Origin of the sequence: Pseudoalteromonas tunicata (assembly GCF_002310815.1) — a bacterium.
Taxonomy (GTDB): Bacteria; Pseudomonadota; Gammaproteobacteria; order Enterobacterales; family Alteromonadaceae; genus Pseudoalteromonas; species Pseudoalteromonas tunicata.
This window is the reverse complement of sequence record NZ_CP011032.1, coordinates 1,689,773-1,714,467: the sequence shown is the minus strand read 5'-3', so window position 1 is coordinate 1,714,467 and position 24,695 is coordinate 1,689,773. Positions and strand designations below refer to the sequence as shown.

The 24,695-nt window shown below is 41.9% G+C and carries 19 protein-coding genes; 3 read left to right on the top strand and 16 right to left on the bottom strand.

The features are described 5' to 3' along the window. Positions 1-477: 477 nt before the first annotated feature. The 3 genes from PTUN_RS07885 to PTUN_RS07875 all read left to right on the top strand — a co-directional run bounded on the left by PTUN_RS07885 (position 478) and on the right by PTUN_RS07875 (position 3,732). Positions 478-2,103, top strand: a complete 1,626-nt coding sequence (locus PTUN_RS07885; RefSeq protein ID WP_009839706.1) for an alpha-glucosidase family protein — start codon at positions 478-480, stop codon at positions 2,101-2,103. A 122-nt stretch (positions 2,104-2,225) separates the two neighbouring features. Next, the gene (locus PTUN_RS07880) at positions 2,226-2,645 is read left to right on the top strand and encodes an FAD synthase family protein (RefSeq protein WP_009839705.1); all 420 of its coding nucleotides are present in this window, start codon (positions 2,226-2,228) and stop codon (positions 2,643-2,645) included. A gap of 4 nt (positions 2,646-2,649) precedes the next feature. Next, a complete protein-coding gene (locus tag PTUN_RS07875; RefSeq protein ID WP_009839704.1) occupies positions 2,650-3,732 on the top strand; it encodes an iron-containing alcohol dehydrogenase family protein in 1,083 nt (360 codons plus the stop codon). 187 nt (positions 3,733-3,919) lie between these two features. On the opposite strand, the gene PTUN_RS07870 is transcribed toward PTUN_RS07875, so the two are convergent. The 16 genes from PTUN_RS07870 to PTUN_RS07795 all read right to left on the bottom strand — a co-directional run bounded on the left by PTUN_RS07870 (position 3,920) and on the right by PTUN_RS07795 (position 24,218). After that, positions 3,920-4,993, bottom strand: a complete 1,074-nt coding sequence (locus tag PTUN_RS07870) for a CDP-glycerol glycerophosphotransferase family protein (protein WP_009839703.1) — start codon at positions 4,991-4,993, stop codon at positions 3,920-3,922. A 117-nt stretch (positions 4,994-5,110) separates the two neighbouring features. Next, entirely contained in the window at positions 5,111-7,093 is a 1,983-nt protein-coding gene (locus PTUN_RS07865) for a methyl-accepting chemotaxis protein (protein ID WP_009839702.1), read from the bottom strand. Between the two features lie 301 nt (positions 7,094-7,394). Next, a complete protein-coding gene (locus tag PTUN_RS07860; RefSeq protein WP_040644228.1) occupies positions 7,395-8,684 on the bottom strand; it encodes an NCS2 family permease in 1,290 nt (429 codons plus the stop codon). A 240-nt stretch (positions 8,685-8,924) separates the two neighbouring features. Next, positions 8,925-9,938, bottom strand: a complete 1,014-nt coding sequence (galE, locus tag PTUN_RS07855; RefSeq protein ID WP_009839700.1) for a UDP-glucose 4-epimerase GalE — start codon at positions 9,936-9,938, stop codon at positions 8,925-8,927. A gap of 57 nt (positions 9,939-9,995) precedes the next feature. Next, positions 9,996-10,685, bottom strand: a complete 690-nt coding sequence (locus tag PTUN_RS07850; RefSeq protein WP_009839699.1) for a VpsP family polysaccharide biosynthesis protein — start codon at positions 10,683-10,685, stop codon at positions 9,996-9,998. A 26-nt stretch (positions 10,686-10,711) separates the two neighbouring features. Then, on the bottom strand, positions 10,712-11,443 hold the full coding sequence (locus tag PTUN_RS07845) for a tyrosine-protein phosphatase (RefSeq protein WP_009839698.1): 732 nt from the start codon (positions 11,441-11,443) through the stop codon (positions 10,712-10,714). Next, positions 11,440-13,665, bottom strand: a complete 2,226-nt coding sequence (locus PTUN_RS07840; protein ID WP_009839697.1) for a GumC family protein — start codon at positions 13,663-13,665, stop codon at positions 11,440-11,442. The genes PTUN_RS07845 and PTUN_RS07840 overlap by 4 nt, the downstream gene beginning before the upstream one ends. A gap of 26 nt (positions 13,666-13,691) precedes the next feature. Further along, positions 13,692-14,213 (bottom strand): polysaccharide biosynthesis/export family protein, encoded by a 522-nt coding sequence (locus PTUN_RS07835; protein ID WP_009839696.1) that lies wholly within the window; start codon positions 14,211-14,213, stop codon positions 13,692-13,694. Positions 14,214-14,222: 9 nt separating this feature from the next. After that, positions 14,223-15,407 (bottom strand): outer membrane beta-barrel protein, encoded by a 1,185-nt coding sequence (locus PTUN_RS07830; protein ID WP_119081464.1) that lies wholly within the window; start codon positions 15,405-15,407, stop codon positions 14,223-14,225. A gap of 19 nt (positions 15,408-15,426) precedes the next feature. Beyond that, a complete protein-coding gene (locus tag PTUN_RS07825) occupies positions 15,427-16,827 on the bottom strand; it encodes an undecaprenyl-phosphate glucose phosphotransferase (RefSeq protein WP_040644227.1) in 1,401 nt (466 codons plus the stop codon). 236 nt (positions 16,828-17,063) lie between these two features. Beyond that, positions 17,064-17,933 carry a dTDP-4-dehydrorhamnose reductase gene (gene rfbD, locus PTUN_RS07820; RefSeq protein WP_009839693.1) on the bottom strand — a complete coding sequence of 290 codons (870 nt, stop codon included), beginning with the start codon at positions 17,931-17,933 and terminating at the stop codon, positions 17,064-17,066. Positions 17,934-17,939: 6 nt separating this feature from the next. Further along, positions 17,940-18,485 carry a dTDP-4-dehydrorhamnose 3,5-epimerase gene (rfbC, locus tag PTUN_RS07815; RefSeq protein ID WP_009839692.1) on the bottom strand — a complete coding sequence of 182 codons (546 nt, stop codon included), beginning with the start codon at positions 18,483-18,485 and terminating at the stop codon, positions 17,940-17,942. A gap of 335 nt (positions 18,486-18,820) precedes the next feature. Then, positions 18,821-19,660 carry a hypothetical protein gene (locus PTUN_RS07810; protein ID WP_009839691.1) on the bottom strand — a complete coding sequence of 280 codons (840 nt, stop codon included), beginning with the start codon at positions 19,658-19,660 and terminating at the stop codon, positions 18,821-18,823. A gap of 372 nt (positions 19,661-20,032) precedes the next feature. Beyond that, the gene (locus tag PTUN_RS07805; RefSeq protein WP_009839690.1) at positions 20,033-20,323 is read right to left on the bottom strand and encodes a hypothetical protein; all 291 of its coding nucleotides are present in this window, start codon (positions 20,321-20,323) and stop codon (positions 20,033-20,035) included. A 379-nt stretch (positions 20,324-20,702) separates the two neighbouring features. Further along, entirely contained in the window at positions 20,703-22,178 is a 1,476-nt protein-coding gene (locus PTUN_RS07800) for a phosphomannomutase (protein ID WP_009839688.1), read from the bottom strand. A 585-nt stretch (positions 22,179-22,763) separates the two neighbouring features. Then, complete coding sequence (locus PTUN_RS07795; protein ID WP_040644225.1) at positions 22,764-24,218, bottom strand: mannose-1-phosphate guanylyltransferase/mannose-6-phosphate isomerase; 1,455 nt, start codon at positions 24,216-24,218, stop codon at positions 22,764-22,766. Positions 24,219-24,695 lie beyond the last annotated feature (477 nt).

Here is a 24,695-nt window from a genome sequence, read left to right as displayed (position 1 = left end):
TTTGAGTTATAATCTTATAGAATGGGAACTTGCGAGGGTTTTTCAGACTAAAATAGCGTTAAATTTATTTTTTCTTGGCAAGCATGCACCTACCCAATGTTAATAAAACGATAAAAATTAACTTCATTTAGATTTTTGTAAATTGGTCATACCAAACCAAAGTTCTTGCACCAAACTCGTGCACTGCCCGCACCAGCTTGAATCGTTAGCAACGTAAAGATAAAAATAAGACCTTTAAGCACAATAATGCGGCTAACAGTGAAAAATTGGTAAAGCAGATGGTCGTCACCATAAAAACTAAGCCAAACAGACGATTTTGCTTCCCTTCAAAATCCTTATTTATACTCTTTTCAAATGCATACGTATGCATGCCTTTTACAGAAAAAATTGGATAACGTATGCTTTTTACTAATTTCGCGGCGCAGACCGCTTATCTGTTTTATTAAATTAAAAACCCTTTACGGTTTTGGAGAGATCATGGCCAAGCTTCAATGGTGGCAAGGTGCGGTAATTTATCAAATCTACCCTCGTAGTTTTCAAGATTCAAACCATGACGGTATCGGTGATATTCCAGGGATCATTGCCGAGCTTGACTACATAAAAGGGCTAGGTGTTGATGCAATTTGGGTATCGCCTTTTTTTAAGTCACCAATGAAAGATTTTGGTTACGACATCAGCGATTACCGTGATATCGACCCTCTTTTTGGCACTTTAGCCGATTTTGATGAGCTGATTGATAAAGCGCACCAACGTGATATTAAAATCATTATTGACCAAGTATTAAGCCATACCTCAGATCAACATGCTTGGTTCAGTGAGAGCCGCGTTGATAAAACCAACGATAAAGCAGACTGGTATGTTTGGGCCGATGCAAAACCAGATGGCACAGCACCCAATAACTGGTTATCAATTTTTGGCGGCCCTGCATGGCAATGGGAACCACGTCGTAAACAATATTATCTGCATAATTTTTTAACTGAACAGCCAGATTTAAACTTTCATAACCCAGATGTGCGCCAACATGTACTCGATAATGTCGAGTTTTGGCTCAAAAAAGGGGTTGATGGTTTTAGACTCGATGCGATTAACTTTTGCTACCACGATGCGCAATTGCGTGACAACCCAGCAAAACCAGTGGATAAACGCCAAGGTCGCGGCTTTAGCGAAGATAATCCTTACGCGTTTCAGTACCACTATTACAACAATACACAACCTGAAAATCTTGCCTTTATGGCAGAAATTCGTGCCCTACTTGACCGTTATCCTGGCACAGTTTCTCTTGGTGAAATTTCATCTGAAGATTCGCTAGCGACCATGGCCGAATACACCCAAGGTGGCAATAAACTGCACATGGGGTATAGCTTTGAGCTACTGACCAAAGACTACAGCGCCGCTTATATTCGCCAAACAGTACAAGGTTTAGAAAAACAAATGACTGAAGGCTGGCCATGCTGGGCCTTTAGTAACCACGATGTTGAACGCGTGGCATCACGCTGGGCAAAAAATGGCGTACGCAGTGACGCTCAAGTAAAAATGCTGACCGCGTTACTTGGCTCATTACGAGGCAGCGTATGCATGTATCAAGGTGAGGAGCTTGGCTTAACCGAAGCTGATGTCGCATTTGAAGATTTACAAGATCCATACGGCATCACTTTTTGGCCAAATTTTAAAGGTCGTGATGGCTGTCGTACGCCGCACCCTTGGCAACATAATGCAGAGTTTGCCGGCTTTTCGACGCAAAAACCTTGGTTACCTGTGGCAAAGCAGCATCTTAGTAACAGTGTCGACTTGCAAAATGCCGACCTCAATTCGTGTTTAAACCGCTTCCGCGAGTTTTTACATTGGCGTAAAAACCATCAAGCTTTAATTGTGGGTGATATTGAGTTTATTGATACCCCTGAGCCGTTACTGGCGTTTTGGCGCAGCACGGGCGATGACACTATTTTGTGTTGTTTTAACTTAAGCGAACAAAGTGCATCGCTTGATTTAACAACAGTTTCACTGACTGAGTTGGCTGATGTGAGCCATCACAGTGGTCAGCTTGTAAAAAATCAGCTCAATCTGCCCCCGTTTGGCTGTTATTTTGCAAAAAAACACGACTGATCTAGCATCTATTGTGATTTCCCTTGAGCAAAACGCGCTATTTAGCGCGTTTTTTTATTGCTTATTGTTCGGTTTTAGCCAGGTTTTGAGATAAAATCGGCGTTTTTAATTGGGGATATAAGATGTCAGAAAATATTTTAGTGGTAGGTGTATTTGATTTATTTCATGTAGGGCATCTCACATTACTCGAAAAGTCAAAAGCGCTGGGCGATAAACTATTTATTATCGTCAATGGCGACAAAATGACGGGTGAATATAAGCGCACTCCCTATATCAATGAAAACGACCGTAAACGCCTAATCGAAGCACTTGATATTGTTGATGAAGCAGTCATTTCAAATGAATTTGATATCAAACCTTATATTGAGCAATTCAATATTACTAAAATCGTTCATGGTGATGATTGGGAGCTAAATTCGTATATGGAGCAAATTCGCTGCACACCTGAATATTTAGCAGCTCAAGGCTGTGAAATTGTTATGCTGCCTTATACACAAGGGATCAGCACCTCAGCTCTTATCAAACAAATAAAGCAAAGCTAATCGAATGCAATTCTCTCAATTATCTGCCAATCGGTTTTTAAATATACCCAAAGTATTAAAAATCATTGAAAACGAGCAACAGACGGCCCAGTTATTACTCGAAACATTACAAGTACAAAACATGCAAAACATTTGTATTGTAAGTGGTAAAGGCGGTTCATTGAAACTGGCCAGCGACATAACAACACACGTAAAACTGGGGCATCAAGTGTTGCACCATGTGATTGAAGATAATTCAATGGCAGAATGTATTAAGCTTGATATCGCATGTGCACATCATCAAATTGATTTAATTGTCGCCATTGGTGGCGGTAAGGTGATTGATGTCTGTAAAGTTGCGGCAACAACACGTAATTTGAGTTTCGCGATTATTCCTACTTGTTTATCAAGCGATTGCATCACCTCACCCGTTGCGGTTATTAAAAACAAATTAGGGCAAAACCAAAGTGTCGCTGCGGCATTAGCCACCTTTGTCTTTATCGACTTAAAGCTAATTATATCAGCCCCTAAACGGCTCAACCTTGCAGGACTTGGAGATTTAATTTCAAATGCTTCGGCATTACTGGACTGGGAATATGCCCACAAAATCAATCAAACCCCGGTTGATGATTTTGCTCGTTTGTTATCAAGTGCCAGCTGCGATGTATTATTTAAAAACCCACTATTTGACATCACCAATCTGTCAGATTTAAAAATTGTGGCCGAAGGCTTATTAATTTCGGGCTTATCGATGGGATTTTCTGGTGATAGCCGACCAGCAAGTGGTGCAGAACATTTAATTAGTCATGCGCTAGACAAACTGGCGCTTGGGCAAGGTTATCATGGCGAGCAAGTTGCGTTAGCAACGATATATATTAACGAGGTGCGAAAGCTACTTGATGAGCCACAAATTGATGACGCCATCATTACCCTCATTAAGCAGTGCGGCTTACCGACTTATCCGAGCCAACTGCTCATTTCACAAAGTGATTTTCTCTGTGCGGTGACTCTTGCCAACACAATGCGACCCGACCGAATTACGATTTTAAATCACCCAGGGATCAGTCCAGAGTTACTCAATCAAGCGTTTGTAAACAGTTTTGATTAGGAAACCTGGGTCGAGACCGAGCCAACTTTTCGGTTATAGACTTTTTAAAGATTGTGACTTATTGGTATTTTTACTGCGTTGCCGCAGATTTATGTAGCATAACGACACTACAGCGGCTGCGCTTCGTGTGAGTCGTGGAAATACTAAACAAACCGCAATAAAAACATAGGCCAAAAGTTAATATGGCCTATGTATTGGCTATTAAGTATTCAGCAATTCTTTTTGAAACCTGTCCATCGGTGGCACCGGCTAATTGCGCTGTCATTTCAATCCGTTTACTGGCGAGTTTATTCGGCTCGCGAAACGCTTCGGTTACCGCCTGTTTTAAGCCTTGGTAGTGTTCAACTCGCTCGGTAATTTGATGAAAAAACTCAATATCATCATTTAAGCGTTGTTTAAAGCGAAAACTAAAAATACCGCGATAACTCCAGCGTAATTTATAAAAATCACACCACACCACGGGTTTATTAAGCGCCGCAAACTCAAAAATTGCCGATGAAGCATCTGAAATCATCACATCGCTCAGCGCCATAAATGGCAGTAAGTTATAGTCCGACACAGGCGCCAAATACACATTTTTGGCTTGTGCCCATTGCTGGAGCAAACGGCGTTGTTTATGGTATTTATCTTTGCTTAACGAGAAAAAATGCGGTTTAACAATAATATTAAATTCACTAAAATCTTGCGCAAATGTTTTGGCAAAACATTCGATTGAGCTTGGATAAAACGTTGGCGCATATAATAAAGTGGGTTTTGCAGGGTCTAAACCTAACGCTTCAAGCGTCAATAAAGCGTGTGGTGCATTAAAAGCCGGATCTAACTTTGCAAATCCGGTATCAACAAAATTGCTGTTTGGATATAAGGCTTGTAAACGTTTTAATCTGTGCTGTCCTTCAACAAAACGCACCGTTGTTGGATTGGCCGATACATCGTAATAACACTGCTTTGGGCCAATGCCATGTTGCATTAACACCGTTTTACTGACGCGGTGTAATTGGTCTAAATCGTTGACTGCATTACCAAATACTAGCCAATCTGCTTGCTCACGAGTGTAATGAGCGAGCGCTTGGCTCCAGTTATCAACCCACACGGCATCAAGTTGCTCGTTGGCAATGACCTCTTCACAGACTTTTTGTAACTCGGCCTCAGCTTGGCGATAAAAAACAAATCGGCACGCTACATCATGTTTGGTTAACTCAGCTAACACGGGTAAATATTGCGGTAAATAGTATAAATGCTGAATATCAAAAATGACGGTCATAACAACAAGCTCAAAATAAAGAGCCGCAGTTTATCACGCGGGCGTTAAAAGTAAAAAATTTCCCTTTTTTAATGCCGATAACGCTGTCATTATCGGCAATTTATACAAAAGAAGTGCTTAAGCTGTTAGTTTAAACTGCAGTGTAACTTGCTTGAGCTGCTCTGCTAATAAATTAAGCTCAATACTCGCTGCAGATACCTGATCAGCCCCAGCCGCATTATCAACCGCAGCCTGATTAATCGACTCCATGCTTTGGTTAATTTCTTCAGCTGTGCAGGCTTGTTGCTGCGCCGCTGTGGCTATCAATTGTGCATTTTGCGCAATATCTCGAATTTCAGATAAGCTGCGGGAAATTTCATGGGCGCTGCTTGTGGCATTATTAATGGTCGATAAACTAATGGCTGTGGCACTGCTCATTACGGTCACGGCTTGTGATGTACCAGTTTGCAGCGCGGCAATCATTTGTTCAATATCACGGGTCGATTGCTGGGTTTTTTGTGCCAGCTGGCGCACTTCATCGGCCACCACCGCAAAACCACGGCCTTGATCGCCAGCCCTTGCAGCTTCAATTGCGGCATTAAGTGCTAACAGATTGGTTTGTTCAGCAATTTGTTGAATTACTTCAAGCACTGAACCTATTTTTTGCGACTGGCTTTCTACGTTATTTATCACGTCTGCCGCATCCTTAACTTCATTAGCTAATTGCTGCATGCTATTGATGGTATCACGGACACAATTGTTCGCAGCTTCTGAGGTATATTGTGCGCTTAAACTTAAGTCAGCGACATTACGGGCGTTATTTGCCACATCATCAATAGTAGTGGCCATTTCATGCATTGCAGTGGTGACACTTGCAATATTAAGGTGCTGCTCTTGTAGACTTGAATTAGCTTGTACACTCGCGGCGCTAGTTTGTGCCGCTGTTGATGAAAGCTGCCCCGTTGAATCAACAATGTTACTTATCACATTGTGTAAGTTCTGGCTCATGATCTGCATTGCTTTATAAACCCCCGAAAGTCGTCCTTGATGTTCAAACTGGGTTGATAAATCGCCCAGCGCAATACGCTCACTAATTTCCTGCATGGTTTTAGGTTCACCACCAAGCGGCCTAATAATTGAATTAGCCACCATAACGGTCACCACAACCACAGCACATACAGTGAGTAAAACAATCATTGCAATTAAAAACGTAAGTTTAGCCACGGGTGCAAACGCCTCAGCTTCATCAATCTCAGCAAGCAATACCCAGCGCATGCCCATAAACTCAATTGGTGTATAAGCCGATAATACTGGGTTACCGTTATAATCAATTACAATCTCAGTGGCGCTTACGCCCTCAAGCCCTTCTCGCACCGCCTTAGTATCAACCCCATTTCTTGCCACTGTACCAGCAAAACTGGCGATGACAGAATGACCTTTTGGGTCGAGGAAGGAGTCTGAGCGCATTCTTAAATCAGGCCCAACCAAATAGCTTTCGCCGGTCTCACCCATGCCATTGCGCTGTTGCATCACATGATTTATTTTTTCTATCGATAGTTGCAACGCAATCACAGCCACTTGTTTACCTGCTTCAATAACAGGCAAACCAATAAACGCCGCGGGTTCGTTATTACTTGGCGCATAGGGGCTAAAATCGAGTAGTTGCGCTTGGCGGACAAGTGTTACTTTGCTAAATAACTGCGCCAACCCTGAGCGTGCATAAGGCCCACTTATTAAATTACTTTGATAATCCGCCTCTTTGGCAACCGTATACACCACGTCGCCCGTCATATTAATGACAAAAAAATCGTAATAACCTTGCTCGTTGATAAATTGCTGAAAAAAGGCATCATTACGCTGAGCGATTTCACTAGGAGTTAAGCTTTGATTGGTATTCGCTATACTTTGCCAATATTGTTCTAATACGGCCAAATCGGCACGACTTTTAGCAAAATAGTCTTCTATTTGGACCTTTTTAATCGATTTAATTGAAGTGAGCTGATTATACGCTTGCTGCTCTAAAGAATTGCTTGCTACAAGCAATGCCTTAATTGCGATAAAACTTGCTGGAATAATCCCCAAAGATAAAAATGAAATCAGTAATTTATTTTTTAAACGCATCTCTGTGTACCTTGCCTGGTAAAAATCCGGCGTAACGTACTCCAATTAGAGATCAAAACCTATAACTTAAATATTACATATGATTACATTTTCGTATAAAGGATGAGAAATTATTGCTCAAAACAATTTAACAAACTGATTTTGTCGCTATTTTTGCAATAAAAGCTGATTTGTTTAATGCAAAAAACCGAGTTTTGAAATGACAACAATTGTAAATGAACAACTGAAACAAACACGCCTGTTAACCTAACAGGCGTTTTAATATCTAAAGCAGGTTATGAGCGCGTAAGGCTCGAATGTACTACAACAATGCAAATTTGAGTATAAAGAGCAGCGTTAAAATCCACACCGAAATACTGATGTCCTGACGTTTACCACACAGTAATTTCATCGCGGTATAGGCAATAAAACCCAACGAAATACCATGAGCAATCGAAAATGTTAGCGGCGTCATTAAAAGCACCGTACACACAGGCACCGCTTCGGTCATATCATCCCAATCAATGAGCTTAAGATTTTGTAGCATCAATACCGCCACATACAAAATCGCCCCCGCAGTTGCATAAGCAGGTACCATAGCTGCAAGTGGCGCAAAAAAGAGCATCATTAAAAAGCAGCAACCAACCACCACCGCAGTTAAACCTGTGCGCCCACCAACCGACACACCTGCGACAGACTCAATGTACGAAGTGGTAGTAGACGTACCAAGCGTAGCCCCTGCAATCGTAGCTGCACTGTCGGCACTTAAGGCCCGCCCTAAACGGGGGATTTTACCTTGCGCATCGGCAATGCCTGCTTTTTGAGACACCGCAACCAAAGTGCCGGATGTATCAAATAAATCAACAAACAAAAAGGCAAAAATAACACTTAACATCGACAGTTCAAGTGCAGCAGCAAAATCAAGTTGCAAAAAAGTAGGCGCTAATGAAGGTGGCGGCGCAATTAAACCTTGGTATTGGACTAAACCAAGCGCTAAAGCAATCAAGGTCACCACTAAAATGCTCAGCAACACCCCACTTTTAATATCGCGATATAATAAAGCCGCAATAAAAAAGAAGCTAAAAATCGCAAGTAACGGTCCAGCTTGCGTAATGTCACCCAATTGCACCAAAGTAGCAGGATTTGCCACCACAATGCCCGCATTTTTCAGCGCAATTAGCGCCAAAAAAGCACCAATACCAGTGGCTATCGCTTGTTTAAGCACTAACGGAATGGCATTGATGATCCACTCGCGCACCTTAAATAAACTCAATAATAAAAACAGACACCCCGAAAAAAACACCGCACCAAGCGCCGCTTGCCAAGTGTGCCCCATGCCAAGCACCACACCATAAGTAAAAAAGGCGTTAAGTCCCATGCCAGGTGCCAAAGCAAGTGGGTAATTAGCCCAAAAACCCATAATAAAACAACCAATTGCAGCAGCGATACAGGTTGCAGCAAACGCCGCACCTTGGTCAATGCCCGCTTCGGCAAGCATAGGTGGATTTACAAATACAATGTAAACCATAGTCACAAACGTGGTGAGACCTGCAATCAATTCGGTACGCACATTCGAACCCAGTTCACGTATTTTGAATAGTTTTTCCAGCAGCATAATCATATTTCAGCGCATTTTTTGGGGAGGTGTATAGTACAAGCTCACGTTAATTTGAGCAATCGACTCGGTTAAATCAAACACTAAAAACAACCAGGTAACTTTTAAAACCAGTAATAAAAAACCTCCCGCAGGAGGTTTTTATTGTGGTTAACCTAAGTTGTAGCTAAGAGGTTTTCAAGATTAACAGCCTTGAAACTCGCAGCCTAAAATAGATTCATCCAAAATTGAGACTAATTAGTCGTCATACCCTTTTGGGTTATTACTTTGCCAATGCCATGCATCTTTCATCATGTCATCAAGAGTTTGCTCTGCTTGCCAGCCTAATATGTCTTTTGCTTTTTTAGGATCAGCATAACAAGTTGCAATGTCACCTGGGCGTCTTGCCACAATTTCATAAGGCACAGCAATTTGGTTTACCGCTTCAAATGAACGCACAATATCAAGCACCGAATAACCAATACCCGTGCCTAAGTTTATTGGCTCAAAACCAGTTTGAGCAGCCACTAAGTCTAACGCTTTAATGTGACCAAGCGCTAAATCAACCACATGAATGTAATCACGTACGCCGGTACCATCTGCGGTATCATAATCGCCACCAAAAATGCTCAGTTGTTTGCGAATTTTAAGCGCAGTTTGTGTCACATAAGGCAATAAATTGTTTGGAATACCATTAGGACTTTCACCAATCAAACCTGATTTATGCGCGCCAACCGGATTAAAATAACGTAGCGCCACCACAGACCAATTAGCATCACTTTGGCATAAATCACTAAGCATTTGCTCAACTTGTAATTTATTGGCGCCATATGGGTTTGTCGTACGCAGTGCACATTGCTCATCAATCGGTAAGCGCTCTGGCGAGCCATAGACAGTCGCAGACGAACTAAAAATAATTTTTTTGACGTTTGCGTCGTTCATCGCTTTTAGCAAACACAAGCTGCCGCACACATTATTGTCGTAGTACGAAAGCGGCATGGCGACCGACTCACCGACTGCTTTTAAGCCCGCAAAATGGATCACTGCATCAATCGAAAAATCATTAAATACTTGGGCTAACGCTTGGCTGTCGCGAATATCACCTAAAATAAAATGTGGTTTTTTTGCAGTGATTGTTTCAATACGCTCAAGCACGGCACGATTAGAATTCGATAAGTTATCAAAAATCACCACTTCGTGGCCTAAATTTAATAATTCAACCACAGTGTGGCTACCAATATAACCATTACCACCTGTTACTAAAACTGCCATTGTCGTTCTCCAATTTTAAATACGTCTAAAACAGACTTAAGTCACTCGTTACTGAGCTTATTTACTTAAACAATATTTTTTATAAACGTGCGATTTTCTTTGTGTTTCGTATTGTTGGTTAAAGCGTAACTGTGGGCAAATTAAACTTTTGCGACCAACCGTTTGGCTAAACTTCAAAACCGACTCAAGCATCTTAGGTTGCTTGGCAGCAATCGCAAACTGCTCAAAAAACAAGGGTGTTTGCCCAGGGGTAACCTGATACCAATACGCCATCATAATATTAAGCACACCTTGGTTAACCGCCTGCTCGTAAGGCCCGACCGCCAACGCTTGGTGAATATACTGCCATGTTTCATCGCTCATGCCTTCTTGGCTGGCATTTAAATGCGCCAAATCAATCCAAGGAATGGGCCATGCACTACGCGCTTGAGTTGAGGCAAGAAAAAGCGCTTTAACCTCTGAAATTTGCGCGGCATCAACCAAGTTTTCGTTAATACCCCACTGTAAAATGCGCCCCTTAATGTGCAAATAATGCGGGTGTGATGGGTCGTACGCCACCGATTTGCTGATCGCTGCCCACGCTTTTTGGTATTCATCAGCGTGTTCAATTTTTCCCGCTTTTGACCAATCATCTAAATAATAACTAGCATTAAAATACCAAATATTGGCAACACCCCAACTGTAGGCATACACCATAGCGGTAAAGGTCATTAAAGCAAAAACAGCAACTAACAGTTTATTTTTCATTATCTGGGCTTACAACAGATTAAAGATCAAGGGATTATAAATAAAGAACGGGTAATGTTATAGGGATTTGTCCAAAACAAACGCTGCGCTTCATCTTCACCTAACAACTGCGCCACCTCGGCTCGTGCATTGCTCAGCAGCGGCGGGCGACGATTTAAGTTATGAGCATCAGAAGCAACGACATCAATTAAACCCGCTTCTAAAAATTGCACCGATAAAGCCTGGCAACTTTCCCCAAAATGCCCTAATAAAGACGATGCGGTTAATTGAAACCAACAACCTAGTCTTTGTAAGGATTTGATCCGTTCAGGATTTTTTTGAATATCGCGATTACGCTCAGGGTGAGCAATCAACGGGGTGATATTTCTGCTGCGTAACCATTTAATTAAATTTTCACAGCCTGGGGGAATATGACTATGAGGTAACTCCAGCAATAAAAATTGTTGCCCTTCGTGCTGACCTAAAAATGGCAATTTATTGGCCATAATCATCGGCAACATATCGGCATCAATACGCACTTCTGCTGCAGCGGCAAGGTCAATATTGATGTTGGCTTCAAACGCAGCTTGTTTGAGTGCCAGCAACTCGGTCCAAATATGCGCTTTAGAATTTTCAAAGCGCCCAAAATGTATGTGCGGCGTAATGACCATACGAGTAATGCCATCATCCGCCGCCATGCGCAACAAAGACACAGCATCCGCTGTGTCTTTTGCACCATCATCAATGCCAGGTATTAAGTGGCAATGTATGTCTATCATGCTGATTTTTTAGCCTCAACCACGTTTTCGTTTTCATGACCATAGCTGTAATAGTCATAATAACCTTGATACGCGCCATTTTTACCGGCTTTTTTAGTATCAACTTGGTTCAGTACAATCCCTGCCAATTTAGCATTGGCAGCAATTAAACGACTGACACCATTTTGCACTAAGCCCATGCGAGTTGAGTCTGCTTTTACCACATAAATCATGGCATCAGCTTGGCGAGAAATAATCAACGCATCACTCACCGCTTGTGTTGGCGCGGTATCAATTACGATTCGATCAAAGCGACCTTTTAACGCATCAAGTAACTTCTCAAAACGAGCCGATGATAATAGCTCAAGCGGATTAGTTGGTAACTGACCACAAGGCATAATGGTTAAGCCTGATTTTTCGTCAATAAACATACAATCTTCGACTTTTTCAGTACCGGCAATTACATTTGATAAACCAGGGTGATACGCAGGAATGCCAAAACGTTTGCACACGCTTGGTTTGCGCATATCGGCATCAATTAACAATACCTTTTCCATTTGACCAAGCGAGAACGCCAAGTTAGTTGAGGTTGTTGTTTTACCTTCACCAGGCACTGATGACGTAATGGCAATCACTTTAGAGTTTTTATCCATTTGGCTCAGCACAAACCCCGTTCTAAAGGTTCGTACTGCTTCAGAGAACTGACGAGCATCTTTATCAAAGAAGTAATGGATATTTAAATTAGTGCCTTTTTTGTGCGCCACTTTTGGTAATAAGCCCAGCATTCTTTGCGCTAGTTTATTCTCAATATCATGGGATGATTTAACTGTATCGTTTAATGCTTCAATCACAAACGCCACAACCACACCCAAACCTAAGGTCGCAATAAACGCAAGTGCGACAATTAAACCCTTTTTCGGTTTAACTGGCTCAACCGGTGCATAAGCACGGTCAGTAAAACGCGCCACAGCCGCATTAAAATCGCTGGTCACTTCCGTTTCTTTTGAACGAGAGAAAAAGGTATCGTAAATTTTACGATTGGTATCAACTTCACGCTTAAGCTTACGGTAATCGTTTTCTTTGGCGGTTACACGTTGATATTCTTCACGAATACGAGTTAATTCAGCTTCTAGAGCACGCACATTGGCTTGTGAGGTTTTAACTTCTTTTTCAATACCGGTAACCAAAGAGCGCACTTGTAGGCTTAAGTTTGCTTTCACCGTTTTAAGTTCAGCTTGAGCTGCAATCATTTTTGGGTGTTTTGGGCCATACACTTCTGCAAATTCAGATACTTTACGCTCCGAAATCACCACTTCTTTCTTCACATCTTGCACTACTTTATGTGAGGTAATTTCAGGAATAGTCTCTAAACGCTCTAAATTATCACGGCCGTATTCATTAATTACCCGCATGATACTTTCAAGTTTGTTACGCTCATTACGTGTTTGCACTAACTGAGTGGATGTTTGCTCAAGCTCTTGGGTCGTTAAGCCCACAACACCTTCAATATCAATCAGGTTTTCTTTTTCACGGTACTTTTGTAACTTAGTTTCTGATTCATCTAAACGTTCACGTAAACCAGATAAACGATCGCTTAACCAGCCAGCTGCTTTTTGGGTGATCCCCATTTTCGCCGCCATATTTTGCTCGATGTACACTTCACCTAAGGTATTGGCAACTAATGCAGCCAACTTAGGGTCTTCTGATTCAAACGAAATATTGACTAGCTGCGTTTTACGCACCGGGCTAATGCTAAGCTTTTCAGAAAAGTCTTTTACTAACGCTTGCATTTTTTGTTCGGCGATTTCTTCAGCGCTTAATAGCTGTGTATCTTTTTGCGGTAAAAACGGCAGAGATTCTTTAAGCGCAGATTTTAAGCCAGCAAGGACCGATGGCGGTTTGTTAAATTCAGGATGTGTCAATAAATCAAGGCGCTCAATCACTTTTTGCGCAATGCTTTTAGACTTTAGGATTTCAAACTGGGTTAAATAGTATTCTTGGCGGCTCGAATCTAAACCATATACTTCTTGAAAGTTTACCGCTTTTGCTTGTTCAGCTTCGATTATCAGCGTGGCGGTAGCACTGTAGATTGGCGTCATTTTGATGGCAATAATCGCCGTAAAGACCGCCACAAAAGCTGCCAAACCAAAAACGCGCCATTTGTATTTGTTAACAATATTAAAGTATTGTCTTAAATCAATCACTTCTTCGGTTTTTGGTTGTTCAGTTATAACTGGTTCCATGTGTTTCACTTAAAAATAAACCTCATTTAAAAGAATCGTTGATCAATTGTAATCGTATCACCTGCCGACACTTGTGTGCCTAGCTCTGCAATAAGTTGTTGGTTTTTGTTGCTTTCTTTAAACAAGTAAATTTTTTCACGCGATGCACGTTCAGTTAAACCACCGGCTAAGGCAACCGCTTGGTTAATCGTCATACCGGGTTGGTATGGGTATCCACCTGGTTTTTTTACTTCACCATGAATATAAAAAGGACGATATTCAACAACTTGGGCATAAACATTTGGGTTAATAAAATAATCACCCTTAAGCCCTTTTTGGATCACCGCTTCAACTTCCTTGGTCGATAAGCCTGCAATGCTGACTTCACCTAAAAACGGATAATTAATTTTACCGCTATTACCGAGTAACGCCTCAACCGTTAAATCGTCTTGGCCATGTACTTTTATTTCAATTTTATCGCCAGGCCCTAAAATGTAAGCATCCTGCGCCAAAGCTTTGGGCAGGATGCTTGCAAAAACAAGAGCCAAGCTAATTACTAGCTTGTTCACTTATATTCCTTACATTGCAAAGGTGAAGTTCACACCAACAACTGTTTTATCAAAATAAATTGTGTCACGTGTTGAGTTTTTATCGATGAAATCAGCAAAAACGCCTACATCAACCCAACGGAATAATGCATAAGTAGCAGATGCACTGTAGGTAGTTGTATCATCTTTACGCACTACACCACTGTAATCTTCTTTGGTGTACGATACGCCTAAACGGGTATTTAACTGTTGATTCCAACCGTGTGTCCAACCTAATGTATGCACACTTTCTTTGATGTAGCTACCTTCAACACTCGGATCGCGCGCCGCACGAGAAGTACTAAAATCAATTAAAGTATAAGTGAGTGGTTGCCACGTAATACCCGCATTCCAGCTTAAACCGCTAAAGTTAGCACGGCTGTCTGATTCAAAATCTTTGTTTTGATAACCAATTTTTGCACTACCGGTTGTAAGCGCTGTCGCTTCCCATTTCACACCGATAAGTGCGCGGTAATCGTCTGAACTTAAGCTTGCTCTACCTGCTTCAACTTTTTCATAACGGATAGCATCTTTGCTTAACTCAAGAAACAAATCAGTTGCTGCGCCAGTATTGTAAGATAACGTAGTACCTAATAAAAATGAGTCATACTCACGGTATTGAGTCACAGCTTCAAAATTGCTATAGCCTTTGTTGTAGTATCTTGCATCAAACGCTAGTTTACCATTGGTAGAAAGTGCACCAAATTCATATGTTGCAGCAAGAATTTGCTCGCTGTAGCTAAGTGGCTCATCAACACTATCGCCCAAACCTTCTGTGATACCTGTACCACGTGGCTCTGTTACCCAATTTAAATCAGCATTTAAATCAAAACGGCTTTGTGATGAAGGTTCTAAATGCATATCAAACGCTAAAAAACCGTCTAAATAGTTATCATCTGAGCTTGAGAAATAAGTGGCTGATTTTAAGCCCGCATCAACACTGTAGCTATTGATACCATCACTTAATAAAAAGTTAACTGTAGGGTCTACCGTTAAAATAGCGCTGCTTTCTTCATTTGCTGGTTGGCTAAAAATATTGTTATCGTTTTTTACACCAACATTCAACAATGGCGTAATCACTATGCCACTTTCCGTGTTAAATCCTGCAGGCTCTACAGCGTGAGCGTAGTTAAAAATCGTTCCAGCAAGTGCAGTTGCTAAAAGGGATTTTTTCATTTTTGCTATTTCCTTTATATTAATAGGCATTGTTGCCAGTGAAACCTTTAAAAATGGTTAAAAAGATTATTTTTATATCGAACCAAAGCGACCAATGTTTTATGTACAACAAGTCAAACTCAATACGTTTTTCCATTTTTTCTAACGTATCAGTTTCACCGCGCCAGCCATTGATCTGCGCCCAACCAGTAATACCTGGTTTGACTTTATGGCGTAACATATAAAACTCGACCTTCTTACGATACTCTTCGTTATGGGATACAGCGTGTGGGCGTGGCCCAACAATCGACATATCACCAAGGACTACATTAATGAACTGCGGTAGTTCATCTAAACTGGTGCGGCGTAAAAAACCACCAAATGGCGTAATACGGCTATCATTTTTGGTCGCTTGTTTCACATCATTGCTGTTTTCCATTACAGTCATAGAGCGAAACTTCCACACTTTAATTTCATCGCCATGCAAACCATAACGGGCTTGTTTAAAAAATACTGGGCCACGAGAAGTTAATTTGATGCCGACAGCAATGGCGGCTAAAATCGGCGAAATCATTAATAAAATCAGACTACCGATAATAATGTCTTCGGTACGTTTAACCAGCTCACGCGCGCCAATAAACGGCGACTCAAAAACACTTAAGGTATCAATATCGCCTACATGATCGATACGGGCGTGAATTAAACTCGATAATAAAAAGTCAGGCACAAAATGCACATCAACTGTGGTATCACCCAGTCTTGCTAAAATATCGGCAATGCGTTTTTCGGCTTTAAATGGCAGCGCAATAAACAGTACATCAATTTCACCGCGGCGCGCTTTATTAACGGCGTCTTCAATTGGCCCTGCAACATGTAAATGCATATCATCAAATAAACGCTCAGGTTGGCGATCTTCAAAAAAGCCGATACATTCATAACCCAATTCGTCATGAGCAATAATTTGTTTAAATATGCTCGCGCCAGATTCAGTCGCACCGATAATAGCAACGCGTTGCATGCTCATACCTAAACGGCGACGGTTTAATTTGTATAAGCGACTGGTTAGACGCCAAATAAACAATCCCACTAAGGCATTAGCAAACCAAAGAGTCATCACCACTCGGGACAATTGTTCGGTAAATTTGAATAAAAAGGCGAATATAAAAAGCGCAACAAATGAAAAAACTAAGGTAAGAGCGGCAAAAATTACCATATGGCGAAATTTACCCGCACGCCAAGAGCGATAAAGGTTAAATGCTTCTGCCGTATACGAAAACCCCAACAAGACAACTAAAAGAGTCGTTAGGTACACTCGATTTAACGCAACGCCATAAAAATAGGCGGCGGCAATTAATGAGCAGGTAATAATTGCAATGTCTAAAAAACGGTAAAACACAGAATTAGTGTTACTGTTCGATTTAAAAACTTTAGCTTGGTTCAAAAAAATCACTCCCTGATAGCTGACCTTGAAGTCGCACTATCCTTGCGCTCAAAAAAACAGGCGTCATTATAGGCATAGTTCAAACAAATTTAAATCAATTTTTAACTCTAAAGTATTAGTATTTTTCATATTTAGATATTAATAGGTACAAGGTTGGATAATTGCTTGTTTAAAGACAATTAAGCACACAAACCATTAACAACTAAACCGTAATTTGTGAACCACATACGCTCACATTACTGTGAATTTAGCAATACATTTAAAGTCTCTTGCCAAGGGCGCATGTGATAAATGCCATTAGACCCAGAGCAATCGAGCACAGAATAACAAGGCCGTATTGCAGCTGTGTGAAACTGCGCACTGCAAATAGGCTTAATTGGAATAAGGTATGACAGCAAACCTGCACTATGCGCAACGTGTTGGATCTCCACGGCAAAATCAAACCATGAGCCCTGCCCTTGCCCGCTAAAGTGATAAATAGGTAGCCAATTGGGTAAATCAATTAAACTCCATAAAAAATCTGCCAGTGTGATAGCCGATGTTGGGCTGCCTACTTGATCATTGACAATCTCAAGTGCTGGGCGCTCTTGCATCAGCCTGAGCATGGTAAGCAGAAAATTATTACCGCAAAGCGAATACAACCAAGAGGTACGCACCACAGAGCCAAAATCAGGGCAATGTGTAAGCACGGCCATTTCACCTGCACGTTTTGATGCGCCATAAACGTTTAGCGGCTTGGGTAAATCGCCCACGGTATAAGGTGTTTGCTGCTCACCGTCAAAGACATAATCGGTCGAAAGCTGAATAAAACGAATGCGCTGCAGCTGACATATTTTTGCCAAAAACGTAACTAAATCGGCATTAATTAAATAAGCACGTTCAGGGTTTGATTCGGCCAAATCAACCGCAGTATAAGCGGCAGCATTAATAATAACTTCAGGCTTAAACTGGTTAATAATACTTCGCAAAGTGCCCAATTGTGTTACATCAAACTCATTGGAGCCAACAACAAGTACCTCAATATTGGCCTTTTTAGTTGCCAACAGTGCCTGCGCTAACTGGCCTTTTCGACCAATAATTAATACTTTTTTAAGGGATGATGTCATAACGAATTAATACGTTGCAGCAAGTTTAAATGGTGTCGCAGCACTATCTTTTAACGAAAGAGTAGGTAAAGTGCCCTTTAACAGCGGCCAATCAATGGCTAAGTCAGTGTCATTCCAGCAAATACTGTGCTCATGCGCTGGCGCATAATAGTCGGTGCATTTATAAATGATTTCGGCACTTTGGCTGACCACATAAAAACCATGGGCAAACCCCGCAGGCACCCATAATTGATGTTTATTTTCGGCATTTAAATAACAACCAAACCACTGGCCAAAAGTGCTACTTTGGCGGCGTAAATCAACCACCACATCAAAGATTTCACCTTGTGTCACTCGAATAAGCTTGCCCTGCGCGTGCTCAGTTTGATAATGTAAACCGCGCAAAATCCCCTGTTTGGATGAGCTATGGTTCTCTTGCACAAAATCAACATCGGCCACTTCGCGCTTAAACCAATCATCACGAAAGGTTTCCATAAAATAGCCTCGTTCATCACCAAAGATCTTTGGCACGATGATTTTGACATCAGCAATCGCGCTCGCAATAACCTGCATGTAAACTCTCAATAAAAATAAGGGCAACTAACGGCGCACAGAATAGCATTTTTTATAATAGACAAAAAATAAAAAGGCACCCGCAGCTGATTAAAACCACGAATACCTAATATATTAAGTGAATAAAAATAAATACACGCGTAATAGCTTGTTTTAAAACCAAGTTACAATCGTTGAGCGTAATTAAAATTACAGGCCTTTGCAATTGAGCGTAGCTCTAATCGTGCATGAGTAATGTGGCAAAACATAAGTCAAGCCACTCGCCGACGTAGCAAACACAACCCTACTATTTTTAAACACCACGACACTTTGTAATACCTTAAACGGGTCAACACTTAGTTTGAAGGTGGTGTGGTGCAATCTGGAGAAAACCAAAAGTCATCAGCCGCCGCAGTCCATTCATTACTACATGCACCCAATTGTTGGCCTTCTACATCGGCACACGCGTCATGATTCAAACAGTCTTGTGTATATTGACCATCGCCAAACATAGGACAACCCGCTCCACATCGCCCTGCACAAAAGCCATGTCCACCCACTTTATAGTATTTAGTTTTAGTCCCAACACCTGTTACATCCCAAATCGCCTTTTTTTGTCTCCCCATAGAAGAGCATAAATTTTCCCATCCTAGCACCGAAATAGCACCATCATCCTTTTGGATAATTTGATGGATAGGAGTACCAATAGGATAAGTTGAAAGGAACTCAAAGAATCTTAAGAATGTTTTGTTTGTTGCACTATCTAAATCGGACTGAAAAGACATTATCTGTGGAGCAGTAAGTTGAGATGTTCTAAATATTTGAGTTAAATCACTTTTTAAATTTTGATCTAATATTAACTTTTCTCCTTTTTTCCCAAACCCTTTTATCTCTGCCTTTTGGTTTAAATTATCATAAAAGAGCTCATATCTATTCCCTTTATATTTAATAACAGCATTTATTTCATCTAGAAATGAACCTGTTACGCTAAATTCTACCTTATTAACGTTATTATCAACTTCACCATTTCCGCTGTGAAAAGATGACTGATCACGTTCTTGGACGTTTATTGCAGAAAAAGAACCCTGTACACCTGCGCCTTTAGCGCTCATTTCTAATTGACTATTTTCTGCCGAGATTGATACTTTAGGTTGCAAAAAGAGTAGTGCGAATAGAATCAATATTATTTTCTTCATTTAAAAATCCTTTTAATATTAACAATTAATGTTAGCTAGTCTCATTACAGGTTATCTGATTATTAAGACTTAAATTAAGTACCCATTAAGGGTTCAGAAAATATAACCATGATGTTTATCATTGTCAAATAGAGGGATTTTTTGCTTGCTATTGTGTGATATCACCTTGCTGATATGCGCCTTTACATGGTGTTAGGCCTACCCCCCCCACACCAATCCAGAGCAGATTTTGTAGACAAAAAATAGATGACCTTGGCAGAGTTTTCGCTAATAGATACTTTATATCTAAACACCTTAAGATGTGGCCATTACAACTAAGCAATTTTTTCTAGTGGCCCATGGGTGGACTGGTTTATTCCTATTGGCGTTAATTTACTTTTCTTGGCGACGTGCATCGATTGCTTTTTTATATAGAATCATTGAAGCAACACCTGCTGTTGGTAATGTCAGCAGCCCCGCCCAACCAGCCACGTACAAAAGGGCTAATATATTTCCTATATCAACGCCGAACATTAAACAATTCGTTGGACCGGCCTCTCGAACAACACAATTCAGGGTCGCTGTTAGCAACTCTGCAATCACTAAAGCTAAAATAGGCGCAAGAGCAATTGCGCCAAACGCTATTGCCAAAATCAAGCGGTTATTAGACTTTAACGTATTCATATAAAGATCCTTTTCAATAAATCGTAGGTGATGGCCTGCCACCGAATCTTTTAAGATGGCCCATCGGCGAATCTTTTAAGATAGCCCATCGGCGAATCTTTCGAAACGGCTTGCCGTTGGTTCTGTTTAAACCATAAACAACAAAACGGGAAGGTTTCACCTACCAAGCAAGCAGGCTTGCACCTACAAAAACATAAAAGAACAAAAACAACACATTCAAATCTGTGATTATGGCACCCGTAGGTGATGGCCTGCCAGCAAATCATTTAAAAGCAGCCCATCAACAAGTCTTTCAAAATGGTTTTGCGTCAAACTTTTTAAAACGGGAAGATTATATCTTCCTTCGCAAGCAGGCTTGCACCTACAAAAAACTCGGTGCTTAAAGGGCAATCACTTGCTTTAACACCTGTTCAACCAAGCTTTTGGCCTGATTAAAATCGGCTGCTTCGGCATAACAACGCAGCTCGGGTGCATTACCCGACGGGCGCAAATGCACCACAGTGTCATCACTGAGCGTCATTCGCAGGCCATCTGTGGTATTAACCGACACCAGCGTTACATCACGCAATTGCAGTTGTTGTAATAACGCCTCGGGCACTTTAATACCCTCAGCAATAATGGCTTGGCTGCGCGCAGTCGCAAAATCGGTAATTCGGTCGCTGTACGTCACACGCTGTGGTAATGCGTTAACCAAACTCGAAATTGGCGCTTTACCCGCCCCCGCTAACAACATTAATGCAGGTAATACCGCATCACGCGTCGGTAATGCCGCAAGTAACTTGCCATTAAATTCAACATGTGAGCCTAATAAAAAGCCACCATTAGCTTCAAAACCCGCAATGGCGTTAAAATCGTTTGCTAAATCGGCGAACGCTGCAATCACATACGGAGAGCCAATTTTAGTGCGCACCACATGTGCAAATGCACCCGATGATTCAATCGCACTATTACAACTGACCGGCACCGCTAATGCGTCAATATTCAAATGTTTGGCACATAACAAACCTAAAATATCACCGCGCAACCACACGCCTTGTTCATCGGCAATGAGTGGGCGGTCGCCATCACCATCGGTCGAAAAAATCGCATCAAACTGATACTGCGCTGCCCAAGCGAGCGCTTTTTGCTGATCGCTCACCGATACCGCTTCGGTATCAATGGGCACAAATTGGTCACTGCGCAAAAGACAGGTGACTTGCGCGCCAAGTTGACGAAATAAATCAGCATATAAATCACGACCCGAGCTTGAATGCTCGTAAATACCAATATGTTTACCCGCCAACCACGGCGTATCAAACAATGAGGTATAACGCGCCACATAGCGCTCACCCGCACTTGGGTTAACGGTTAAATCAGGTAAATTGTCTACCGAATTAAACGACGCACTGGCTGCTAAAATGGCTAGTTCATCGGCTTTTGAAATTTCGCCATCAGGGCGATAAAACTTAAGGCCATTGCGGTCAAACGGAATATGACTGCCGGTGATCATAATGCAGGGTATGTTGTCTTGCATGGCAACAAACGCCAGCGCCGGTGTTGGCAATACGCCGTAATACACCACCTCAATACCCTGCGATTTAAGCGCTGCTGCACAAGCTTGCGCCATTGCATAACTACTTGGGCGGTTATCAATAGCCAAAGCAAATTGAGTAAACTCAAACTGCTGCTTCATCACAGCAACAAAAGCATGGGTAAACGCCGCGCAAACATCGGCAGTAAATTGTGTCACCAAGCCACGGGCACCCGACGTACCAAACGCCACCCCACTATTTTTAAGTACTTCAAAACTTTGTAACATTTTAAATCCTATTTTATAAATGCCAACACCCCACCAAAACAACTCATTCAGCTGCATGATTGTCACCCCCGTAGGTGATGGCCTGCCAGCAAGTCTTTTAAGATGGCCTGCCAGCGAATCTTTTAAGATGGCCCATCGGCAAGTCTTTTAAAATGGCCCATCAGCGAATCTTTCGAAACGACCGAATGGCGATGTTTAAAAAGCGGGAAGGTTTCACCTTCCTTCGCAAGCAGGCTTGCACCTACAAAACCCAAAACACCACAACTGCGTGATTGTGACGCCCGTAGGTGATGGCCTGCCAGCAAATCTTTTAAGATGGCTTGCCAGCAAATCTTTTAAGATGGCCTGCCAGCAAGTCTTTTAAGATGGCCTCCCAGCAAATCTTTTAAAACGTCCGAATGGCGATGTTTAAAAAGCGGGAAGATTTCATCTTCCTACGCAAGCATGCTTGCACCTACGTAAAAAACCATTTCGATTCAATCGTAGGTGATGGCCTGCCAGCAAATCTTTTAAGATGGCCCAACGGCGAATCTTTTAAAATGGCCCATCGGCCAATCTTTCGAAACGACCGATTGGCTATGTTTAAAAGCGGGAAGGCTTCACCTTCCTTCGCAAGCAGGCTTGCACCTACAATAACAAAAATCACTTGCGGCCGTATCTGTCTTCAAAACGCACTATGTCGTCTTCGCCTAAATACGAACCCGACTGCACTTCAATCAACTCAAGGTCAACCTTGCCAGGGTTTTCAAGCGCATGGATCACACCAACCGGAATATACGTCGACTGGTTTTCCGTCAACAAAATATCTTTATCGCCATTGGTCACTTTGGCTGTGCCCGACACCACAATCCAATGCTCAGCGCGATGGTGATGCATTTGAATCGACAGCTTTTCACCGGGCTTGACCGTAATACGCTTAACCTGAAAACGGCTGCCGCTATCGATAGAATCATATTTACCCCAAGGGCGATACACTTCACGGTGAAACGTCACCTCAGGGCGCTGCTCGGCTTTAAGCTGGTTAACAATCTCTTTAACCTGCTGCGATTTATCTTTATGAGCCACTAATACCGCATCTTTGGTATTAATAATCACTAAATCTTCAACGCCCACCGTGGCAACCAGCTTATCTTCACCAAATACCAAGGTATTTTTAGTATCAAAGGCTTTTACATCCCCTTTAAAAGCATTGCCGTTTTCGTCTTGCTCAGACACCTGCCAAAGCGCAGCAAAACCGCCAACATCGTTCCAACCGGCGTCCATTGGCACAACCACTACATCTTCGCTATCAGCATTGGCACAAAGCGGCTCCATTACCGCATAATCAATCGAATCATCTGGGCAGGCGATAAACGCGGCTTTGTTAATGCGCACAAAATCATGGTCAACATCTTGATTTGCCATGGCAGCCACACAGGCATGATAAATATCAGGGCGATATTCCAATAAAGCCGCTAAATAACGGCTGGCTTTAAACATAAACATGCCGCTATTCCAATACCATTTATCTTCGCCGTGTGCGAGGTCGGCATTTTCAGCTAAATAACGCTCGGCCGTGGCAAGGTTTGGTTTTTCAACAAAGCCCGCAACAGTAAATCCTGTACCTTGTGGCAAAGCAGCACCACGTTGAATGTAGCCATAACCCGTTTCGGGGTTTTTCGCCACAATACCAAAGGTGACTAATTTGCCTTGCTCAGCAAGGATTGATGCCTGTTCAACCGATGCCACAAATGCTGCACTGTCTTCAATAACATGGTCTGCCGCGAGCACTAACAGCACCGCATCGTCATTATTTTGCACTGCTTTTAACGCGGCAAGGGCAATGGCCGGTGCGGTATTGCGCCCTACTGGCTCTAAAAAAATACCACTGTGACCACAACCTAATTGGCGCACTTGTTCCGCAGCAATAAAACGGTGTTCTTCATTACAAATCAGCATGGGTGCCGCGTGGTTTAAGCCTTTTAAACGGGTAATGGTGTGTTGCAATAACGACAAACCATCGTCTTGAATGGTTAAAAATTGTTTAGGAAAATTGCCACGCGACAGCGGCCATAAACGCGTGCCACAGCCACCGGCCAAAATAATAGGAAGAAACATAATCATCACACCAAGCGCAAAGTGTGTTGATTATACCCGTAGGTGATGGCCTGCCAGCAAATATTTTACAAAGACTGGACGGCGAATGGTTTAAAACTGCCGATTGGCGAACGGTTTATTTCACCAACAAAACGGGAAGGTTTTACCGACCAAGTAGGCTTGCACCTACAAAAATAATTAAACCTACAATTTCACAGGTGGCAATTAAGTTTTTTGTATAACTTAACCCCAAGACTGGATAATAAATCATTCTCAGACAATTATTTTCTACAATTACAGTACAGGATTAACGGTTAATAGTTTGCCTATTGATGCGCCAATCAGCATTGGGATTCTCTGGTCAGAGATGAACCATTAGATATTGACTTCTAATTAGTTATGTGGAGAAATCACTTATCTAGAGCTGAGATTTACTTAATAATGAAGTTAGCTTGGTAATCAAGAAATTATAGGTGCAGATGACATTAGTTTAGAGGT